Here is a 19423-nt window from a genome sequence, read left to right on the forward strand (position 1 = left end):
CTCCTTCAAGCAAGTTCGGTTGGTTCGAAGCGGTCCGAAAGAAGCAGACCAATTAGTCTGTAACACTAATCACGACCAGCTGCGAGTCAAGGCTGAAAAGAGATTTACATTCAGGGCAACGCGCAGCCTAGGGCCAAAAAATATAAAGAACCACTGGTTTAGACCGAGTGGTATGTGTAGCGTTCATCACAGCGATCACGGCCACGGTGCCGGGTAGACAGAGCGGTTCGCGGGCAAGCTCCGTCCAAGGGGCTTTATGCGGTGCCGTGAGAACGACCAGGAGGAGGCAGCATGACAGCCGCTACGACGACTGCGCGCAAGCGCCCGGCCCGAAAGCCGAAGCCGGAAGGGCAGTGGAAGGTCGATGGAACAGCTCCGCTCAACCACGACGAGGAGTTGAAGCAGGTTGAGCCGGTGTTGGAGGTGAAGCAGCGGGTGATCGACACGTACTCGAAGGAGGGGTTCGCGTCGATTCCGAACGAGGATCTGTACCCGCGTTTCAAGTGGCTGGGTCTGTACACGCAGCGCAAGCAGAACCTGGGTGGCGAGCACACGGGCAAGGACAATCTTGAACTGCAGGACGAGTTCTTCATGGCGCGCGTGCGTTTCGACGGCGGCCAGTGCTCCACGGAACAGGCGCGCGCGGTGGGGGAGATCTCCCGCGATTACTGCCGCTCCACGGCGGACTTGACGGACCGCCAGAATATCCAGCTGCACTGGGTCGGCATCGAGGATGTGCCGGCGATCTGGGAGAAGCTCGAGTCCGTTGGGCTGAACACGTGGGACGCATGCGGCGATGTGCCGCGCGTGATCATGGGTTCGCCGGTGGCGGGCGTGGCAAAGGACGAGATCATCGACGCGACGCCGGCGATCGAAAAGATCAAGAACGAGTATGTGCTGCGCGAGGAATTCCAGAATCTGCCGCGCAAATTCAAGTCGGCGATCTCGGGCAACGCGCGTCAGGACGTGATCCACGAGATCAACGACGTCGCGTTCATCGGCGTGGAGCACCCGGAGTTGGGGCCCGGTTTCGAGCTTTTCGTCGGGGGCGGCTTATCGACGAACCCGATGCTGGCGAAGTCCCTCGGCGTGTTCGTCACGTTGGATGAGGTGCCGGAAGTCTGGGCTGCGGTGGTGCGCATCTTCAGGGATTACGGTTATCGCCGGCTGCGGAATCGGGCGAGGCTCAAGTTCTTGGTGGCGCAGTGGGGCGTCGATAAGTTCCGTCAGGTGCTCGAGGACGAGTACTTGGGCTACAAGCTTCCCGACGGCCCGCGCGCGCCGATGAATGTCATCGACCGCGATCACGTGGGCGTGCACGAGCAAAGGGACGGAAAGGTCTACCTGGGTGTGAAGCCGACGATGGGGCACCTCACCGGCGAGCAGCTCATCGCGATCGCCGACCTGGCGGAATCGTACGGGCTGTCGCGTCTGCGGCTGACGCCGTTCAAGGAGATCCTTTTTCTGGATGTTGATCCAGAAAAAGCAGAAGAACTAGCGGATGACCTGCAGGAGATGGGGCTGTACTCGAAGCCCAGTGAATTCCGCCGCGGCATGCTCACGTGCACGGGCCTGGAGTACTGCAAGCTCGCGCATACCACCACGAAGGCGAGGGGCATTGAGCTTGTCGACGAGCTCGAGGACCGCTTCGGCGACATCGATTCCCCCATCACCATCACGCTGAACGGCTGCCCGAATTCGTGCGCGCGAACGCAGGTCTCCGACATGGGCTTCAAGGGCCAGATGGTCGATGACGGCAACGGCAATAAGGTCGAAGGTTTCCAGGTTCACCTGGGCGGAACGGTGACGCGCGAGACTCCCGACGGCAACCAGGAGGCTAATTTCGGCCGCAAGATCCGCGGTCACAAGGTGCTCTCGTCCGAATTGGGGGAATACGTGAGCAGGGTGGTGGGAAATTTCGTCGATAAGCGAAATGAGGGCGAGATTTTCCGCGACTGGGTGCTGCGCGCCGACGAGGAGGACCTGAAGTGAGATTTCGGCGCGAACCGAACGCGAACCGTAATTTTCCAGCACACTGCCCGTATTGCGCGGGCGAGGGGCTGTTTCCTGACGAAACGAGTGATTTCGCGTGGAAATGCACCGAATGCCTCCGTATCTTCGAGGTGAAGTTCTACGGGCAAGACGCCCCGGAACACGCCCCTGCGCCGACGAAATCCACGGAGGAAGCCCTCCAGGTTTCGCTCGCGCACCACGGGCACGATGCGGTGTTGAGGAAGGAGAAATAATGGTCGACTTTTTGAATCGGCCGAGCGCGAATGTGCGCGACCCCGAGATCAGTCCGGAGGGGCCGAAGGAGACGGAGCCGCTGGATGCGGACATTGCGGCCACCAACGCGAAGCTTGTCGACGACTGGGCCGACGACCTCTACAACGCCTCCGCGCAAGAGATTCTCGAATGGGCCCACACATACGCCCCAGGGAAGCTCGCAGTGACGCTGAGCATGGAGAACACGGTGCTAGCGGAACTTGCGAAGGATTTTCTGCCCGAGGCTGATTTCCTCTTCCTCGACACCGAGTACCACTTCGACGAGACCCTCGAGGTGGCCGACAAGGTGGAGGAGCGCTACCCGGACCAGAAGCTCGTGCGCGCGAAAGCGATCCTGTCGCGCGAGGAGCAGAACCGTATTTATGGCCGCGCGCTGTACCGCACGAACCCGACGGCGTGCTGCCGCATGCGCAAGGTCGAGCCGCTGGCTGTGAGTTTGTCGCCGTACGCCGGTTGGGTGACTGGCCTGCGCCGTGCCGACGGCCCGACGCGCGCTGAAGCCCCCGCGCTGTCGCTCGATGCGACGGGACGGCTGAAGATCTCCCCGCTGATCACGTGGTCGCTGGATGACACCGACGACTATATCGACCGCAAGGAGCTCATCATTCACCCCCTGACTAAGCAGGGCTACCCGTCGATCGGCTGCTCCACCTGCACGATGCCGGTCGCCGAGGGCGAAGACCCCCGCGCCGGGCGGTGGGCGTTCAGCTCCAAGACGGAATGCGGGCTCCACGAATGAGCGAGACAGAGCTAAAGAAAAAGACAGAGGCTACGACTGACATGACGACGACCAAGGAACAGGTACTCTCCCCGCACCTGCGGGACTTAGAGAACGAGTCCATTCACATCATCCGCGAGGTAGCGGGCCAGTTCGACAAGATCGGCCTGCTTTTCTCCTCCGGCAAGGACTCGTGTGTGGTCTACGAGCTGGTCCGCCGCGCTTTTGCGCCGGCCACGCCGCCGATCGAGCTTTTGCACGTGGACACGGGGCACAATTTCCCGGAGGTCATCTCCTTCCGCGATGACCTGGTGGAAAAGACTGGCGCACGCCTGCGCGTCGCCCACGTCCAGGACTGGATTGACCGCGGTGACCTTGTGGAGCGCCCCGACGGTACCCGCAACCCGCTGCAGACCGTCCCGCTGGTGGAGACCATCGCTGAGGTCGGCTACGACGCCGTTTTGGGCGGCGCCCGCCGCGACGAGGAGCGTGCCCGCGCCAAGGAGCGTGTCTTCTCTGTCCGCGATTCTTTCGGCGGCTGGGACCCGCGCCGCCAGCGCCCCGAGCTGTGGGACCTGTACAACGGCGAGAAGCTACCGGGCGAGAATGTCCGCGTGTTCCCCATCTCAAACTGGACTGAGTCGGATGTGTGGGAGTACATCGGCGCCCGCAATATCGAACTGCCCGCCATCTACTTCGCGCACGACCGCGAGGTATTCAACCGCGACGGCATGTGGCTGACCGCCGGTGACTGGGGCGGTCCGCGCGAGGGCGAAAAGATCGAGACCCGCCGCGTGCGCTACCGCACCGTGGGCGACATGTCCTGCACCGGCGCTGTCGAATCCGACGCCACCACCATCGACGAGGTGCTCGCCGAGCTGGCCACCTCCACCTTGACCGAGCGCGGTGCCACCCGCGCCGACGACCGTCTGTCCGAGTCCGCCATGGAGGACCGCAAGAAGGAGGGCTACTTCTGATGAGCGCACCCACGATCTCTTCTCCCGCCGCGAGCGACGTGCTCGCGGACCGCGCCACGCTGCGCCTGTGCACCGCCGGCTCCGTCGACGACGGCAAGTCCACTTTCGTCGGTCGCCTGCTGCACGACACGAAGTCGGTGCTGGCTGACCAGATGGCCAGCGTCGAGCGCACGTCTGCCGACCGCGGTTTCGAGGGCCTCGACCTGTCGCTGCTGGTCGACGGCCTGCGCGCCGAGCGCGAGCAGGGCATCACCATCGACGTCGCCTACCGCTACTTCGCCACCGACAAGCGCACGTTCATCCTCGCGGACACCCCGGGCCACGAGCAGTACACGCGCAACACGGTCACGGGCATGTCGACCTCGCAGGTCGTGGTTTTGCTTGTCGACGCCCGCAACGGCATCAAGCCCCAGACCGTCCGCCACCTCACCGTGGCGAGCCTGCTCGGCGTGAAAACGGTGATTCTGGCCGTGAACAAGATCGACCTGGTGGACTACTCGGAGGATGTCTTCGAGGGCATCCGCACCGAATTCGAGGAGCGCGCCGCCGCACTCGGCATCGCTGAGCCGCACGCTGTGCCGATCTCGGCGCTGAAGGGCGACAACGTCGCGGAGCGCTCCAGCGAGACTCCGTGGTACGAAGGCCCGAGCGTGCTGGAGTTGCTGGAGACCATCCCGGTGCACTCCGGCCGCGCGCTGGACCTGCCGTTCCGCTTCAATATCCAGTACGTCCTGCGCGAACACGCCACCGACTACCGCGCGTACGCGGGGACCGTCAATGCCGGTGCGATCAGCGTCGGTGACACCGTCACCGCGCCGAACGGTAAAGCCACCACGGTCACGCACATCGATAACGCTGACGGTCTCGACGGCACGACCACCGCGGACGCGGGTGACTCGATCGCGCTGCGTCTCGCCGACGACATCGACCTCGCGCGCGGCGACCTGCTGTGCGGTGCCGCACAAGGGGAAAACGCGTACCCGGAGTTCGTCCGCGAATTCCACGGCACGGTCGTGGGACTCACGGATAAGGACGTCACGGCAGGCAAGGCTGTGAAGCTGCGCTACGGCACCTCGCTCGTGCGCGCACGCGTGGCCAGCGTCGATCGCGTCCTGGACATCGACGGCACTCCGGAGACCAACTCCGACGAGACGGCGCCGGAATCCTTCGGCCTCAACGACATCGCGCACGTGACCGTCCAGACGGCGCAGGAGCTGCCCGTCGAGGAGTACGCCGCGCGCGGAGCCGTGGGCAATTTCCTGCTCATCGACCAGGCCAGCGGAAACACGCTCGCCGCGGGACTCGTAGGAACGCGATTGAGGTAACAGCATGACGGCACTGATCACGCTCTCGCACGGCTCGCGCCACCCAGGCGCCAAGCCGGGAGTCGGCGAGCTCACTCAGGCGGCGGCGCGCCAGCTGGGGGTGACGGGAATCGACGCTCACCTCGAGTTCGACACCCCCGACCTCACCGCGGCCGCACGCTCGCTCGCCGAGCGCGGACACACCCGCGCCGTGGTCGTGCCCACGCTGTTCACCACGGCATTCCACGCGACCCACGACGTGCCCGAGGCGATCGCTCACGCCACCGCGGACACGGGCCTCGACCTCACCGTCGCCGAGGGGCTCGGCCAAGGACGCGACGTCGCGGCTGTGCTCGCGGCACGCGCGCTTATCGACGCCCCCCGCGCCTCCCACATCATCCTCTACCCCGTCGGCACCTCCAATGAAAAGGCGGCGGGGAAGACGATTGAGCTGGGACGGGACGTCGAAAAGCTCACTGGCATTTCTGTGACTACCGTTCCTGCGACTGGTCACGGCGAGCTCGTCGGCGCGGACGGAATTGCGGCCGTCGCGGATGAAAACGCCCATGTATTACCGCTATTTGTCACGAGGGGGTTGCTGCTGGACCGGGTGTGCCGAATGTGGCCCGGGACCATCTCCGCACCGCTAGGCGCGGATCTCGCGCACATCGTCGCCGCGCGCTACCTGGCGGCGCAATCCCTCTCGCACGCAAAGGTCTAAGCATGAATCGCATGGTCACACTCATTCTCATCGCAGTCGCTGGTCTCGCGGGCCAGCTTGTCGACGGCGGCCTCGGCATGGGATTCGGCGTCACCTCCACCACCATGCTGATCATGCTCGCCAGCCTCGGCCCTGCGCAGGCGTCCGCCGTGGTGCACACCGCTGAGCTGGGAACGACGCTGGTGTCGGGCTTCAGCCACTGGCGGTTCGGCAACGTGGATTGGCGGGTGGTCGCCGCGATCGGCATACCGGGTGCAATCGGTGCGTTCGCCGGCGCGACCGTCCTGTCGAACCTGTCGACGGAAGCCGCCAAGCCGATCATGTCCCTCATTCTCGCCGCGATCGGCATCAACCTGGTGTGGCGTTTCTCCCGCGGCATTGTGCGCCGCAAAGTCGCTGAAAAACCGCACTCGAAGCCGTTCCTCGGGGTGCTGGGTATCTTCGGCGGCTTCGTCGACGCCACTGGCGGTGGCGGTTGGGGTCCGGTGACGACCTCGACCCTGCTGTCCGCCGGCCGTAGCGAGCCGCGTCGCATTGTCGGTACCGTGACCACCGCCGAGTTCTTCGTCACCACCGCCGCGACCGCCGGCTTTGCCATCGGGATGTGGGAAGACCTCGTGGCCAACCTAGCTGCAGTTGTCGCCCTGCTCATCGGTGGAGTCATCGCCGCACCGCTGGCCGCATGGCTGGTCACCCGCCTCAACCCGATCCTGCTCGGCGGCGTCGTGGGCACCTTGATCGTCACGCTCAACCTGCCGGTCGTGTTCAAGGCCCTCGGCGCCGGCGCCTCCGTTCTGATTGCCGTCCGTGTCGTCGTCATCGTGGTCGGTGTCGCCTTGGCCATCCGCGGCTGGAAGCGCGCCCGGGAAAATTCCCGTGCCGCCGCCGAAAAGGAGGGGGCCAGTCCATCCGGCGGCACAGCGACTGCGCCACAGTCCACCTCGGTCACTGCCCGGCGCTAGCTGAAGCGCGGAAGCCAGCGGGTGGGGGCTAAACTAGGCCACATTCATCCGCTAGCTGAAAGACACTCGCCATGCTCGTTAGTGAAGCACTGTTTCTCCTGCTCTCGAACAAGTCTGACCGTTTTGAGATCGGAGTGAGCCACCAGCGCGTCGCCCTCAACGGTGCGCTGCTGTGTGATCTTGTCGCCACTGGTTTGGCCACGATCGAGGACGGCAAATCTCCCACCGCGGTCGCCGCGGCTGGCGCAGTGAAGCGGGCGGCATCTCACCCGGCTTTGGCTCACGGCGTGTCCCGACTGGAGGCCAAGGGTGGCCAGACCGTCTACTCGGCGCTGAATTCCCGTAAGTTCGCCGACAAGGAGGCTCTTGCGCAGCGCCTCATCGAGGAAGGCGTGCTCGACCAGGAGCGTGCTAGCTTCCTCGGCCTGAAGTGGACCCGCTTCCCGGAAAAGGACGAGACCATCGAGGCAGCCATGCGCGACCGTTACCGCGATATCTTCCACGGCCATGCGGAGCCGCGCCCCGAAGAAGCCATGGTGATCCTGCTGCTGAAGAACACCGGTGAGCTGCGCCGCATCTTCCTCGACGAGATCCAGGGCGTGCCCTTCAACGACGTGCGCGTCCGCGTGCGCGATATCGACCGGGCAGTGCTCGAGGGCGCGACCTTCGACCACGCCAAGGAGATCAATATTGTCCTCGCCGCGGTCGCGCGGGCCGCGGCCGTCGAGGAAGAGGCTGCGTCCAGCTAGCGGCCGGGATCGGAGCTGGGGCCCTGCGCTTGAAACGCGAACGGTAACAATCCAAAGGTAACTTTCTCCGGTATGTCCGTTTTGGCGGTCATACGTAGCGTGTTTGGAGCATTGTTACCGTTTGATTGTTACCGTTCGTGGTTTTGGAGGGGGGAGCCGCCGGGACTGGGACCGGGGGCGGCGCCTGCTACGGCACGCGGTGGGTCCAGGCGTCGGTGCTGAACTTCTCGTCGACAAGCTTCTCGGCGGCGGCGATGTCCGCGTCGGACAGCTCGCCGACTTCGGCCGGGTAGCGGGAGACGAAGGTGTTCATCAGCGCCTCGATGACCTCCTGGCGGGAGACGCCGGTCTGGCGGCGGAGCGGGTCGACGCGCTTCTTGGCGGAGCGTACGCCCTTGTCGGCGAGCTTGACCTTGCCCACGCGCAGGACTTCCATCATCTTGTCGGCGTTGATGTCGTAGCTCATGGTCGTGTGGTGCAGGATCGCGCCCTGGACGCGCTTCTGGGCGGCACCGCCGATCTTGCCGCCGTCGGAAGTGATGTCGTTGATGGGCACGTACCAGGCATTCACGCCGAGTGACTGCAGGCCGGCGAGCACCCAGGTGTCCAGGTACTGGTAGCTGTCCACGTAGCTCAGGCCGGCGACGACATCGTCGGGCAGGTACATGGAGTAGGTGACGCAGTTGCCGCCCTCCATGAACATGGCGCCGCCGCCGGAGATGCGGCGCACGGGCACGATGCCGTGCTTCTCAATGCCCTCCGGGTCCAGCTCATTCTGGAAGGACTGGTAGGAGCCGAAGACGACGGCTTTGTCCTCCCACTCCCAGAAGCGCAGGATCGGGCCCTTGCGGCCGGCGGCGACTTCGTCGAGGAGGTACTGGTCCAAAGCGACATTCACCGGGGTCGGCAGGACGGGGGAGTGGATGACGGTCCAGTCGTAGTCGGTGAGGTCTTTGGCGTCGAGAAGCGCGCGTCGCGAGGTGATAGCGACATCCCGGGTGGAGAATCCGTGGAGGGAGACATCGGGGAGGGGTGCTAACGCGTCGTCGATACGCTTCTGCAGGTCGTCGGCTGATTCCGTGACGGACGCGCCGACGAGTGCGCCGTTGATCGCGTCGTACGCCTCCTCCGGCTCGAGGAAGAAATCGCCCGAAATCTTGGCGTCGGTGATCGTCGCGCCGTCGTCGGTGATATCCGCGACGACGAGCTTTCCGCCGGAGACCTTTACTTCAAAATGGTGCTTCACTTCGCGAACTCCTCGACGATCGCGGCGTTGAATGCCGGCAGGTCGTCCGGGGTGCGCGAAGAAACAATTCGCTTATCGACGCGCACCTCTTCGTCCACCCACGTCGCACCCGCATTGGACAGGTCAGTCTTGAGGGAGGGGTAGGACGTCATGGTGACACCCTTGAGGGCATCTGCGTCGGTGAGGATCCAGCCGCCGTGGCAGATCACGCCGACCGGCTTGCCTGCCTGGGTGAGCTCGCGCACGAACGCGACTGCCGCCTCGTCGGTGCGGATGTGGTCGGCGTTGCTGGTGCCGCCGGGGAGAATCAGAGCGTCGAAATCTGCGGCGTTGGCCTCCGCCGTCGCCTGGTCGACGGTGACCTTCTCGCCCTTCTTGCCCTCGATCTCGCCGCTTTCCGTGGAGATGACGACGGTGGTGGCGCCTGCCTCGGCGACGGCGTCGCGCGGGCTCGTCAGCTCAGAATCCTCGAAACCGTCGGTGGCCAGGATCGCGATCTTCTTGTTCTCAAGTGCTTGGTTGCTCATGACGCCCCAGGGTAAAGAAAAAACGCCAGCCGGGGGGCTGGCGTTCGCTCAGGGCTAACTGGTCCTGGTGGGTCAATCCTGCTTCTTCTCGAGGTCTTCCTCGTCGATAGCGCGGGACTCGCCCGGCGCGGACGTGTCCTCCTGGCTGTCCTTGCCCACGCGCGTGACACGCGGGACCTTCGTGGAGCCGAGCTTGCCTGCTTCCTCGTCGAGCTGGGCCTGGCCCTTGCGGCGGCCGAGGGAGCGCATGCGGTCGCGCACGGCGAGGTACGCCTCGCGTGAATCCAAAGTCTGACTCTGCTGCGTGGCGATCTGAATATCGTCGGCCGTGATCTCGCCGGTGCGCAGGGAGACCATCTCTGCCCAGTAGCGCAGCCACACAGCGGCGACCGCAGCGACCGGAACCGCGAGGAAAGCACCGACAATGCCGAAGAGGGTGCCACCGACGGCAACGGCGAGCAGGACGATCGCGGCGTGCAGGCCCATCGAACGGGACTGCAGGATCGGCTGGAGAACATTGCCCTCGATCTGCTGGACCAGGATGACCAGGCCGAGCACCAGCAGCGCCTTGGTCAGGCCGCCGGACACCAGCGCGATGATCACGGCGAGGGCGCCAGCGGTGAATGCACCGATAATCGGGATGAAGCCGCCGAAGAACGTGATCACAGCCAGCACGGGTGCGAGCGGCACACCGAGAATGAGCAGGCCGAGACCGATGAAGACGGCGTCCACCAGGGACACGATCGCCTGCGTGCGGATGAAGCCTGCCAGGGTGTTCCAGGAGCGCATGAGCACCTCAGTCAGATGCCAGCCGACCTTCACGCCGGTGTACTTGCGCAGCCACGGCAGGAAGCTGTCGCCGTCCTTGAGGAAGAAGAAGGACAGGACCAGCATCAGTGCGAGCGTCGTACCGATCGACGCCGCCGCGCCGATGCCCGTCACCACACCAGAAGCGATATTGGAGGCCTGGCCGCGGACGAATTCGCCCGCCTGGTTGATCGCTTGCTCGATCTGAGTGGTGTCCACGTCGAACGGCGCGGAATTTTCCAACCAATCCAAGATCTGCCTGATGCCCTGCTCAGCCTGGTGGTAGAGCTCCACCGACTGGGTCTTGATAGTCGGGGCCATCGCGGCGAAGATGCCGCCGATGATGCCGAAGAAGCCGAACAGCACCAAAAAGACCGCTAGTGCCGAAGGCACTTTGTGGTTGCGTAGCCAACGCACCGGCGGCCACAGGACAGTGCAGAAGATCAGCGCCAGCAGGGTCGGCAGGACACCCACCCAGACTGAGCCGATCAGCTTGAACAGGATCGCCGTGGCGATGACGACCACGATGAAGCGCAGCGCCCAGGCGGCTGCAGCTCGCCCGTCGGAGGCTAGGACGCGGCCGCGGTCGATGGGCTCGTCGGAAAGCTCCTGCGCTACTTGCGCTGTCGTCGGCTCCGTCGCGGGCGTCTCCACTGAATCGAGGAGAGTGTTGGCGAAGTCGCTCGTCCCGTCTGTCTGCGCGTTGCGCGCTGATTTATGTTCAGTCACGAACAAGCATTCTGCCAGAGATGGCGCGAAACACAACACTGCTAAGCAGCCATTATGCGGTTCCGCGGGGAGCACGGGTTGCGCGCAGTGCGGCTGCGGGAGGCCAGGTTGAAGATTCTGGGCAGAAATTTTTGATTTCCCTGAAAAAACAATGTCCGTTGCGTAGCATGCTTTTCAAATAAAGGTTTGCTACCGAAAGGAACTGTCCGCCATGTCTCGTTTCCTGCGTCGTGCAACTGTCACTGTTGCCCTTACCGCCGCGGTCAGCGCGAGCGTCGCCGTGCCCGCGAATGCGTGGGAGAACACCTACCAGACCCACGAAGAAGCCGGGAGCAGCGAAGGGATGTGCACGCTTGAATTCACTGCCAAGGAGCAGGAGAACATCAACGGTGCATACCAGTTGCTTTTTGAAACGATGGCGGACCTTTCTGCTGACCGTCTGAAGGACCGTGCCTCCGCGGATGTCTGGTACCCGTGGGCGAAGGAAAACCCGGACAAGGACCCGCTGGCCTGGCACCTGGGCACGAAGTACAACGGAAAAGACGTCGGTGATGCGCAGCGCAAGCTCGCGACGTTGGATATCAGCAAGAACTCTGGCCCGTACCACATGGCCGGCACCTACCTGCGCCAGTCGCGCAAGCCGATTCTCGAGGATCGGACCCTGAAGATCACTCCTGCGGAAGCCGGCGAGATGAAGGGGGCTGGCGCGGTCAAGACTGGTGACCTTGTCGCGCCGGGTCTGTGGGGCATCATCAGTGGCAGCCTCAAGATCAGCGACGCAGCTGACATGGCTGGCGAGGCCCTGAACAAGCTCGGTCCCCGTATTCAGCCGACCATTAAGAGCTACGAAAAGGCCCTCGAGTCCTGCGAGAAGAGGCAGTCTTCGACCGGCAAGATCAAGGAAGGTTCCAGCCTGGATACCGACCAGTTCGTCGGTGTCGTCGCCGGCGGTGTGCTTGGTGGTCTGGCCCTGCTCGGCCTGATCGCCGTCGCTGTCGGCCCCCTGGTCAACGACTTCTTCACTAACTTCTGGAAGAACGCCGGCGTGATCCGCTAGTTCGTGCCCGGGGTGGGGCTGCCATCGGGGGTGGCTGAATAAAAGCTGGATGAAATATGTGCACTAGGTGGGTAACCGCTTAGCGCGTGTTGTAATTTTAAAAACAACACTTCCAGCCCTTTACCGAAAGGCCGCCCCGCCATGAAGTTCCGTCGCATTGCGCTGACCGTTGCCACCACTGCTGCCGTCACCGCCGGCGCTGTCTCCGTCCCCACCGCTGATGCTTATACCGTCGACTACAACGCTGAGACTGAAAAGTGCACCATCTCCTACACGGAGAACGACAAGTCGCGCATCAACGAGGCGTACAAGAACCTCTACACCGAAATGGCTGACCAGGTTTTCACTGACCTGGAGAAGAAGACTGAGACGACCGGCACCAGAATCGAGCCGTACACCCAGGAAGAGCGCAACGCGGACATCAAGCTCGTCCGCGAGTACGCCGCCGAGGTAGAGGATCCGGACGCCAAGGCTGAGGGCGGACTGTTCACGAAGGGTACTGTCGCGCAGGCCCAGCGTCGTCTCGCTACCTACGAAGGTGACTCTTACTGGCTGTATGTCGGACTGATGAAGGCGTCGAAGACCGACAAGATCACCGACACCACGCTCACTCTCCCCCAGGAAGAGGCGGAGGACCGTGCGGCGGTCTTCGGCCTGGACCTCAAGAACGTCGCCGGTGCCACAGTCTGGGCCTTGATCCTGCAGGGCGGCACGGACCAGATTGCTGAAACCGCCAAGCAGGTTGTGCAGGATGACGTCCTGAAGGTCGCCGCCCCGGTTGCCGCGTACAACAAGTCCCTCAAGGCCTGCACCGACGGCAAGAGTGAGTCCAGCTCCGTCCCGGCGGGTTCCTCCATGTCCCTGAAGGGTCTGGGCATCGCCATTGGTGCAGCCTTCGCTGGCCTTCTCCTGCTGACCGGTTTCCTTGGCTTCTCGCTGCGTCCGATCGTGGACCAGTACTTCGCTAAATAATCGGCTGATTCTGCTTCACCCCGGTTCCGGGCTCCGCATCGCGGAAGCCTTGGTCCCGGGGTTTTCTGCTGTTTCGGTGTGCTTGGGGTGGGGGCCCGGGCAGGATGTGAACCCCAAAACTTAGCTTCCCCAGGTCGGTGTTTTCGGTGCCAAAGTGCTGTCCTGGGGTAACTCGCATTTGGGGTTAACAACGAGAATGAGGCCCGGCCACGTGCTCTCCACCAGCGCAAATAAAGAAAGTTGAGTGAAGGTGGAACAACTTTGAATGTGCGTGAGTTGTAAGGATTGAGTGAGCCAAGCTCAACCTTGTGACAGTATGTCGCCCGTCGGTGGTACAGTTGCTACCAGAAGTTGAGCGAATGGCAGTCAACCTGCGAAACGGGCTCGACTCAACGAAGCGAAAACACTCGATAAACCGAATTCTCAGGAGGACATTCACACAATGGGACGCGCAGTAGGTATTGACCTTGGCACCACGAACTCTGTTGTTTCCGTGCTCGAGGGCGGCGAGCCGGTCGTCATCGCTAACGCGGAGGGTGCGCGCACCACTCCGTCGGTCGTGGCTTTCGCCAAGAACGGCGAGATCCTGGTCGGCCAGTCCGCTAAGAACCAGGCGGTGACCAACGTTGACCGCACGATCCGCTCTGTCAAGCGCCACATGGGCGAGAACGACTGGAATGTTGATATCGACGATAAGAAGTACACCCCGCAGGAGATTTCCGCGCGCACGCTGATGAAGCTGAAGCGCGACGCGGAGGCGTACCTCGGCGATGAGGTCACCGATGCAGTCATTACTGTTCCGGCGTACTTCGAGGACGCGCAGCGCCAGGCCACGAAGGAGGCCGGCCAGATCGCAGGTCTGAACGTCCTGCGTATCGTCAACGAGCCGACGGCGGCTGCACTGGCTTACGGTCTGGAGAAGGCCGATAAGGAGCAGACCATTCTCGTCTTCGACTTGGGTGGCGGCACTTTCGATGTGTCCCTGCTCGAGATCGGCGACGGTGTCGTCGAGGTGCTGGCCACCGCCGGTGACAACGAGCTGGGCGGCGACGATTGGGATCAGCGCATCGTCGACTGGCTGGCAGATAAGTTCAAGTCCCAGCACGGCATTGACCTGACCAAGGACAAGATGGCGCTCCAGCGTCTGCGCGAGTCCGCGGAGAAGGCCAAGATTGAGCTGTCGTCCGCACAGCAGGCGTCCATCAACCTGCCGTACATCACGGTGGACTCCGAGAAGAACCCGCTGTTCTTGGACGAAAACCTGACCCGCACCGAGTTCCAGAAGATCACCTCTGATCTGCTGGACCGCACCAAGGAGCCGTTCAACCAGGTCATCAAGGATGCTGGCATGTCCGTCGGCGATATCGACCAGGTTGTGCTCGTCGGTGGTTCCACTCGTATGCCGGCTGTCTCCGACCTGGTGAAGGAGCTCACTGGCAAGGACCCGAACAAGTCCGTGAACCCGGACGAGGTCGTGGCTCTGGGTGCTGCTCTGCAGGCTGGTGTTCTGCGCGGTGATGTCAAGGACGTCCTGCTGCTCGATGTCACTCCGCTGTCCCTGGGTATTGAGACCAAGGGTGGTGTGATGACCAAGCTGATCGAGCGCAACACCACGATCCCGACGAAGCGTTCGGAGACCTTCACCACGGCTGAGGACAACCAGCCGAGCGTGCAGATCCAGGTCTTCCAGGGCGAGCGCGAGATGGCAACAGCGAATAAGCTGCTCGGCTCCTTCGAGCTCGGCGGCATTGCTCCGGCACCGCGCGGTGTCCCGCAGATCGAGGTCACCTTCGACATCGACGCCAACGGCATCGTTCACGTGACCGCGAAGGACAAGGGCACCGGCAAGGAGAACACGATCAAGATCCAGGAGGGCTCCGGCCTCTCCCAGGAGGAGATCGACCGCATGGTCAAGGACGCCGAGGCTCACGCTGACGAGGACAAGGCTCGCCGCGAGGAGCAGGAGACCCGCAACAATGCGGAGTCCATGGCATACCAGACCCGTAAGTTCCTGGACGAGAACTCCGACAAGGTCTCCGAGGACATCAAGACCAAGGTCACCGCTGCTGCCGACGAGGTCGACGAGGCTCTGAAGGGCGACGATCTAGATGCGATCAAGGCTGCCGTCGAGAAGCTGACCACTGAGTCGCAGGAGATGGGCAAGGCCATCTACGAGGCTGATGCGAACGCCGGCGCAACGCAGGCTGACGCAACGGCTGAGGCTGACGACAATGTCGTGGACGCAGAGGTCGTCGAGGAAGACGAGAACGACTCCAACGACTCCGACAACAAGTAAGGAGCGGCACACCGATGACCAACCCGAACGAGCAGATGCCCGATAACCCGGGCGCGCCCGAGGCCACGGACGACGAGTACATCAGCCCGGACCAGTCGGAGACCTTGGCCCAGGAGGCTGCGGAATCTGAGGCGCTGGCTGGGGATGACCCGTTGTCGAACGAAGAGGTGCTCGACGCTGAGCTCGCCGACGCGTTGGATGACGTGGAGCGCGAGGTCAACCCGGACGCCGATGGCAACGGGGCGGTCTCCGATGTGGAGCTTCAGCTCGCTGAGCGCACGGAGGACCTCCAGCGTGTCTCGGCCGAGTACGCGAATTACCGTCGTCGCACGGAGCGCGAACGCACGCAGATCGCCAATGACGCCAAGGCCAAGGTGATCACGGAGCTGCTCCCGCTTATCGACGATTTGGAGCTCGCCCGCCAGCACGGCGACCTGGCCGACGGCCCGCTGAAGGCGTTTTCCGACAATCTGCAGGCAGTCTTGCAGCGTCAGAAGACCCAGGCCTTCGGCGAGGAGGGCGAGGCTTTCGACCCGGAGATCCACGAGGCGGTGCAGGACCTGTCGCAGGGCGACGAGAAGGTGATCGGCACTGTCCTGCGGAAGGGCTACCGCGTTGGTGACCGTCTGATTCGCAACGCGATGGTGATCATCGCGGACCCGGAAGATGGCGGGGACGCACCGGAAGGTAGCGCTGAGTAAAACTCAGTAGCGCATTACCGCGGCCGGGGAGGGAAGCTTAGACATCAGCGACGTCGACGATTCCCGCCTCGGCCGCGTTTTACATAGATAAACGTTTTTAGCAGTGAAAATAGACGCAGAACACAACAGAATAGGAATGGAAGGAGGAGGCGCACATGGCTATGCAGCAGGAATGGGCGAATAAGGACTATTACGGCGACCTGGGGCTGTCGTCGTCGGCAAGCGCGGCTGAGATCAAGAAGGCGTACCGCAAGCTGGCGCGCGAGAATCACCCGGATTCCCACCCGGGCGATAAGCAGGCCGAAGAGCGTTTCAAGAAGGTGGCGGAGGCGTACGACGTCCTCGGCGACGAGACGAAGCGCAAGGAATACGACGAATTCAAGTCGATGATGAACTCCGGAGGCTTCATGCGCTTCGGGGGGAAAGGAGGTTCCGGGTTTCCGGGCGGGTTTCGCACGACGACGACCACGTCGGACTTCGGGACCGGCGGATTCGGCGACGCAGGATTCGGACAGTCGTTTGGACAAGGCGGAGGATTTTCTGCGGAAGGCGGTCTTGGTGACATCTTCGGTGGCCTCTTTAACCGCGGCGGCGGCACTAGCAGGAGTGCTCGGCCGACGCGGGGGGCCGACGTCGAAACGCAAATAACGCTCGACTTCCGTGAAGCGGTCAAGGGCACGACGATCCCGGTCGAGTTGACCGGCGAGGCACCGTGCACCGATTGCCACGGCTCTGGTTCGGCGACGGGCAAGACCACGACGTGCCCGGATTGCGGTGGCTCCGGCTTTGTCAGCGAGCAGAAGGGCGCGTTCGGAATGTCCCGGCCGTGCACCCGCTGCGGCGGCACCGGCCAGATCATTGAGGATCCGTGCCAGACCTGCTCGGGCAGCGGCACGGTCCGGCGCACCCGGTCGATCACTGTGCGGATTCCCGCCGGCGTGATTGACGGGCAGAAGGTGCGCCTGGCCGGCCAGGGTGAGGCGGGCCCGAACGGCACGCCGGCGGGCGATCTGTTCGTGAATGTGACGGTGACGCCGGACAAGGTGTTCACCCGCAACGGCGATGACCTGGAAGTGACGGTGCCGGTGAGCTTCGCGGAGCTGGCCCTCGGCGGCGCTGTCACGGTGCCGACGTTGGACAGCCCGGTGAAGGTGAAGGTCCCCGCGGGCACGCCGAACGGCCGGACTTTGCGCGTGAAGGGACGCGGTGTGTCGCGCAAGTCGGGCACTGCGGGCGACCTCATGGTCACCGTCGAGGTGGAGGTGCCGAAGAACCTGGACGCCACGGCGACGAGCGCGCTGCGCACCTACGCCCAGGCGGAGAAGGACTCCGGTTTCAACCCGCGCGCCGGCTGGTCTGGGTCCCAGTAGGGAGGTGATGCGTAGATGAATAAGAAAGACGACGCTGTCGACGAGTACTACGTCATCTCTGTCGCCGCTGAGCTCACCGGCATGCACGCGCAGACCCTGCGCACATACGACCGGATGGGCTTGGTCAGCCCGATGCGCACGTCGGGAGGCGGGCGCCGCTATTCGCAGCGCGATATCTCGCGGTTGCGCACGATTCAGCGCCTTTCGCAGGAAGAAGGCGTGAATTTGGCCGGCATCAAGACGATCATTGAGATGGCCGAACGCATCGACGATCTCGAAGACGAGAATGCGCGGCTCCGTGAACGGGTCGCTCGCGCACCGCGGCGCGGCGGGGAGCTCGTCCATGTGCCGCGTTCGACGGCGGTGGTGACGTGGTCGCGCACCGCGCGCCGCGAACGCGGTTGAATCAGGAGCGAATTACCCGCGCAGCGTGGGTTTCTGGCACAATTCCTCGGTGGGATATCCACCGCTTGAATTGAATGCCGCATCGAAAGGGCCCGCGCTGTGCCGAGTCACGTTTCCTTCCGCCGCCGCGGGCTGATCGCCACCGCCGCGGCCCTCGCTCTTAGCCTTCCAAGTACGGTCGCGGCGCAGGAGGCGCTGCCGAAGAGTTCGGACAAGGTCCCGCAGGGGGGCTTAGCGCAGGCAACGAGTGAATACGATCCGACGGGCATCGAGTTCGTCCTCGCCACAGACGCAACGCTTATCGACGGCACGTCTGCCCCCGCCGGCACCTCCCTCCACCGCTGCACTGACCAGGCCAGCATCAATAATTGTGTGTACCAATTCGATTTCGAGCCGGGCACAGTCGTGAACGTGGTGTACACCTACCCGACCCACACGTCGACGGTCCCGGTGACGGTGGTGGAGCGTGACCCAGTCGGCCAGTCCGAGGATGCTCCGCTGGTCAATGAGGAGTTCATTTCGGGCGAGTACTCGATCAAGTACCCGAAGAGCTTCGCGCGGATCGGCGACAAAGGCACGTCCTTGGCGCCGACAGCCACGCGTGTGGTCGACGGTGTCCGCTACGAAAACCAGCCGTTGCCGAAGGGCACCACGTTCGCCGTGGACGAGAAAAGCGCAGATGTGGCGGAAGTCGATGAACTCGGCCGCGTCACGCTGACTTCCCCGGCGACGGCGAAGCCGGGGGAGACGGTCTCGGTGGGTGTCATAGCCACCTACCCAGACGGCAGCAAGGGCACGTTCACCGCGACCTTCCAGCTGAAGAATAAGCTGCAGGAAGACATGTTCACGCCGCACTACGAGGCGGGCCGCGAGGTCGTGCCCGGCGGCACCATCACGGTGCGCCAGGTTGCAGGTGATCTTCCGAAGGACGTGCTGTTCTACCCACACACGCCTGCGGAAGATTTGAACGGGTGGACTGTGTCGGTCGACGCGGCGTCCGGCGATCTGTCGGTCACTGCGCCGAAGGAGGGCGAGCACCAGCCGCTTAGCTTCACGACGGCCGCGTTGTACGCCGACGGCTCCCAGTCCAAATTCACGGCCGAGGTGAGCCTGAAAGACGGCAAGGCGGAATCGGGCGAACGCCGCGTGAGCTTCCCGGAGGTCAGCGCTGCGACCGGAGACGGCGACATGCTCTCGGTGACCCCGAGCATCCCGGGGGAACTCCCCGAAGGAACGCGCTTCACGCTGGTTGAAGCCGGCTCTCTCAAGGATGCAGAGGTGAACGAGCAGACAGGCGAGCTCACCTTCACGGGTGCGACCGGCGGCACCGAACCAGTCGACCCGGTGGTGCAGGTGACCTACCCGGACGGATCGGTGAGCACCGTGAAGATTCCGCTCGATGTGACCGGCAACGACGGCGACCGCATGTGCGCGGTGAAAGCATCGAGCACCAGCTCCGCGAAGGAATGCACGGCGGCCATCATCGGGATTCTCGCCGTGGTGACCGGCATCATTGGAATGTTCACCGGAGCGGCACGCGTCCTGCAGGATTACCTGCCGGAGCAGCTGCGCCCCTACCTGCCGAAGGGGTGGTGA

Annotated in this window: 18 protein-coding genes; 15 read left to right on the forward strand and 3 right to left on the reverse strand. The window is 63.5% G+C overall.

The window, feature by feature from the left end; all coding sequences use genetic code 11:
- Positions 1-291: 291 nt before the first annotated feature.
- The 8 genes from J5Y21_RS06965 (at position 292) to J5Y21_RS07000 (ending at position 7717) form a co-directional block, all read left to right on the forward strand.
- Entirely contained in the window at positions 292-1992 is a 1701-nt protein-coding gene (locus tag J5Y21_RS06965) for a nitrite/sulfite reductase (protein ID WP_210573973.1), read from the forward strand.
- Positions 1989-2246, forward strand: coding sequence for a hypothetical protein (locus J5Y21_RS06970; RefSeq protein ID WP_210573974.1), 258 nt, complete (start codon positions 1989-1991; stop codon positions 2244-2246). The genes J5Y21_RS06965 and J5Y21_RS06970 overlap by 4 nt, the downstream gene beginning before the upstream one ends.
- Complete coding sequence (locus J5Y21_RS06975) at positions 2246-3025, forward strand: phosphoadenylyl-sulfate reductase (RefSeq protein WP_210573977.1); 780 nt, start codon at positions 2246-2248, stop codon at positions 3023-3025. The genes J5Y21_RS06970 and J5Y21_RS06975 overlap by 1 nt, the downstream gene beginning before the upstream one ends.
- 41 nt (positions 3026-3066) lie before the next feature.
- Positions 3067-3981 (forward strand): sulfate adenylyltransferase subunit CysD, encoded by a 915-nt coding sequence (cysD, locus tag J5Y21_RS06980; protein WP_210573979.1) that lies wholly within the window; start codon positions 3067-3069, stop codon positions 3979-3981.
- Complete coding sequence (locus tag J5Y21_RS06985) at positions 3981-5306, forward strand: GTP-binding protein (RefSeq protein WP_210573982.1); 1326 nt, start codon at positions 3981-3983, stop codon at positions 5304-5306. Before cysD ends, J5Y21_RS06985 begins: the two co-directional genes overlap by 1 nt.
- Before the next feature lie 4 nt (positions 5307-5310).
- Positions 5311-6006, forward strand: coding sequence for a CbiX/SirB N-terminal domain-containing protein (locus J5Y21_RS06990; protein WP_210573984.1), 696 nt, complete (start codon positions 5311-5313; stop codon positions 6004-6006).
- 11 nt (positions 6007-6017) lie between these two features.
- On the forward strand, positions 6018-6968 hold the full coding sequence (locus tag J5Y21_RS06995; RefSeq protein WP_210573986.1) for a sulfite exporter TauE/SafE family protein: 951 nt from the start codon (positions 6018-6020) through the stop codon (positions 6966-6968).
- Positions 6969-7039: 71 nt separating this feature from the next.
- Positions 7040-7717, forward strand: a complete 678-nt coding sequence (locus tag J5Y21_RS07000) for a GPP34 family phosphoprotein (protein ID WP_210573988.1) — start codon at positions 7040-7042, stop codon at positions 7715-7717.
- Positions 7718-7904: 187 nt separating this feature from the next.
- Here the strand turns inward: J5Y21_RS07000 and J5Y21_RS07005 are convergent, their stop codons facing one another.
- The 3 genes from J5Y21_RS07005 to J5Y21_RS07015 form a co-directional block, all read right to left on the reverse strand.
- Positions 7905-8963: a biotin/lipoate A/B protein ligase family protein gene (locus tag J5Y21_RS07005; RefSeq protein WP_210573989.1), complete on the reverse strand. Its 1059-nt coding sequence runs from the start codon at positions 8961-8963 to the stop codon at positions 7905-7907.
- Positions 8960-9490, reverse strand: coding sequence for a type 1 glutamine amidotransferase domain-containing protein (locus J5Y21_RS07010; protein ID WP_210573990.1), 531 nt, complete (start codon positions 9488-9490; stop codon positions 8960-8962). The genes J5Y21_RS07005 and J5Y21_RS07010 overlap by 4 nt, the downstream gene beginning before the upstream one ends.
- A 72-nt stretch (positions 9491-9562) precedes the next feature.
- Positions 9563-10951, reverse strand: coding sequence for an AI-2E family transporter (locus J5Y21_RS07015; RefSeq protein WP_210574060.1), 1389 nt, complete (start codon positions 10949-10951; stop codon positions 9563-9565).
- A gap of 286 nt (positions 10952-11237) precedes the next feature.
- Between J5Y21_RS07015 and J5Y21_RS07020 the strand changes: the two genes are divergently transcribed.
- From J5Y21_RS07020 to J5Y21_RS07050, 7 genes are all read left to right on the forward strand, one after another.
- Positions 11238-12083 (forward strand): hypothetical protein, encoded by an 846-nt coding sequence (locus tag J5Y21_RS07020; protein ID WP_210573991.1) that lies wholly within the window; start codon positions 11238-11240, stop codon positions 12081-12083.
- A 141-nt stretch (positions 12084-12224) separates the two neighbouring features.
- A complete protein-coding gene (locus J5Y21_RS07025; RefSeq protein WP_210573992.1) occupies positions 12225-13055 on the forward strand; it encodes a hypothetical protein in 831 nt (276 codons plus the stop codon).
- 442 nt (positions 13056-13497) lie between these two features.
- On the forward strand, positions 13498-15351 hold the full coding sequence (gene dnaK, locus J5Y21_RS07030; protein ID WP_210573993.1) for a molecular chaperone DnaK: 1854 nt from the start codon (positions 13498-13500) through the stop codon (positions 15349-15351).
- 14 nt (positions 15352-15365) lie between these two features.
- Positions 15366-16052 (forward strand): nucleotide exchange factor GrpE, encoded by a 687-nt coding sequence (gene grpE, locus J5Y21_RS07035; protein ID WP_210573994.1) that lies wholly within the window; start codon positions 15366-15368, stop codon positions 16050-16052.
- 155 nt (positions 16053-16207) lie between these two features.
- On the forward strand, positions 16208-17422 hold the full coding sequence (dnaJ, locus tag J5Y21_RS07040; protein WP_210573996.1) for a molecular chaperone DnaJ: 1215 nt from the start codon (positions 16208-16210) through the stop codon (positions 17420-17422).
- A gap of 15 nt (positions 17423-17437) precedes the next feature.
- Positions 17438-17827 (forward strand): helix-turn-helix transcriptional regulator, encoded by a 390-nt coding sequence (locus J5Y21_RS07045; RefSeq protein ID WP_210573998.1) that lies wholly within the window; start codon positions 17438-17440, stop codon positions 17825-17827.
- Positions 17828-17926: 99 nt separating this feature from the next.
- A complete protein-coding gene (locus J5Y21_RS07050; protein WP_210574000.1) occupies positions 17927-19423 on the forward strand; it encodes a YPDG domain-containing protein in 1497 nt (498 codons plus the stop codon).

Source organism: Corynebacterium sp. Marseille-P3884, assembly GCF_017942225.1.
Lineage (GTDB): Bacteria > Actinomycetota > Actinomycetes > Mycobacteriales > Mycobacteriaceae > Corynebacterium.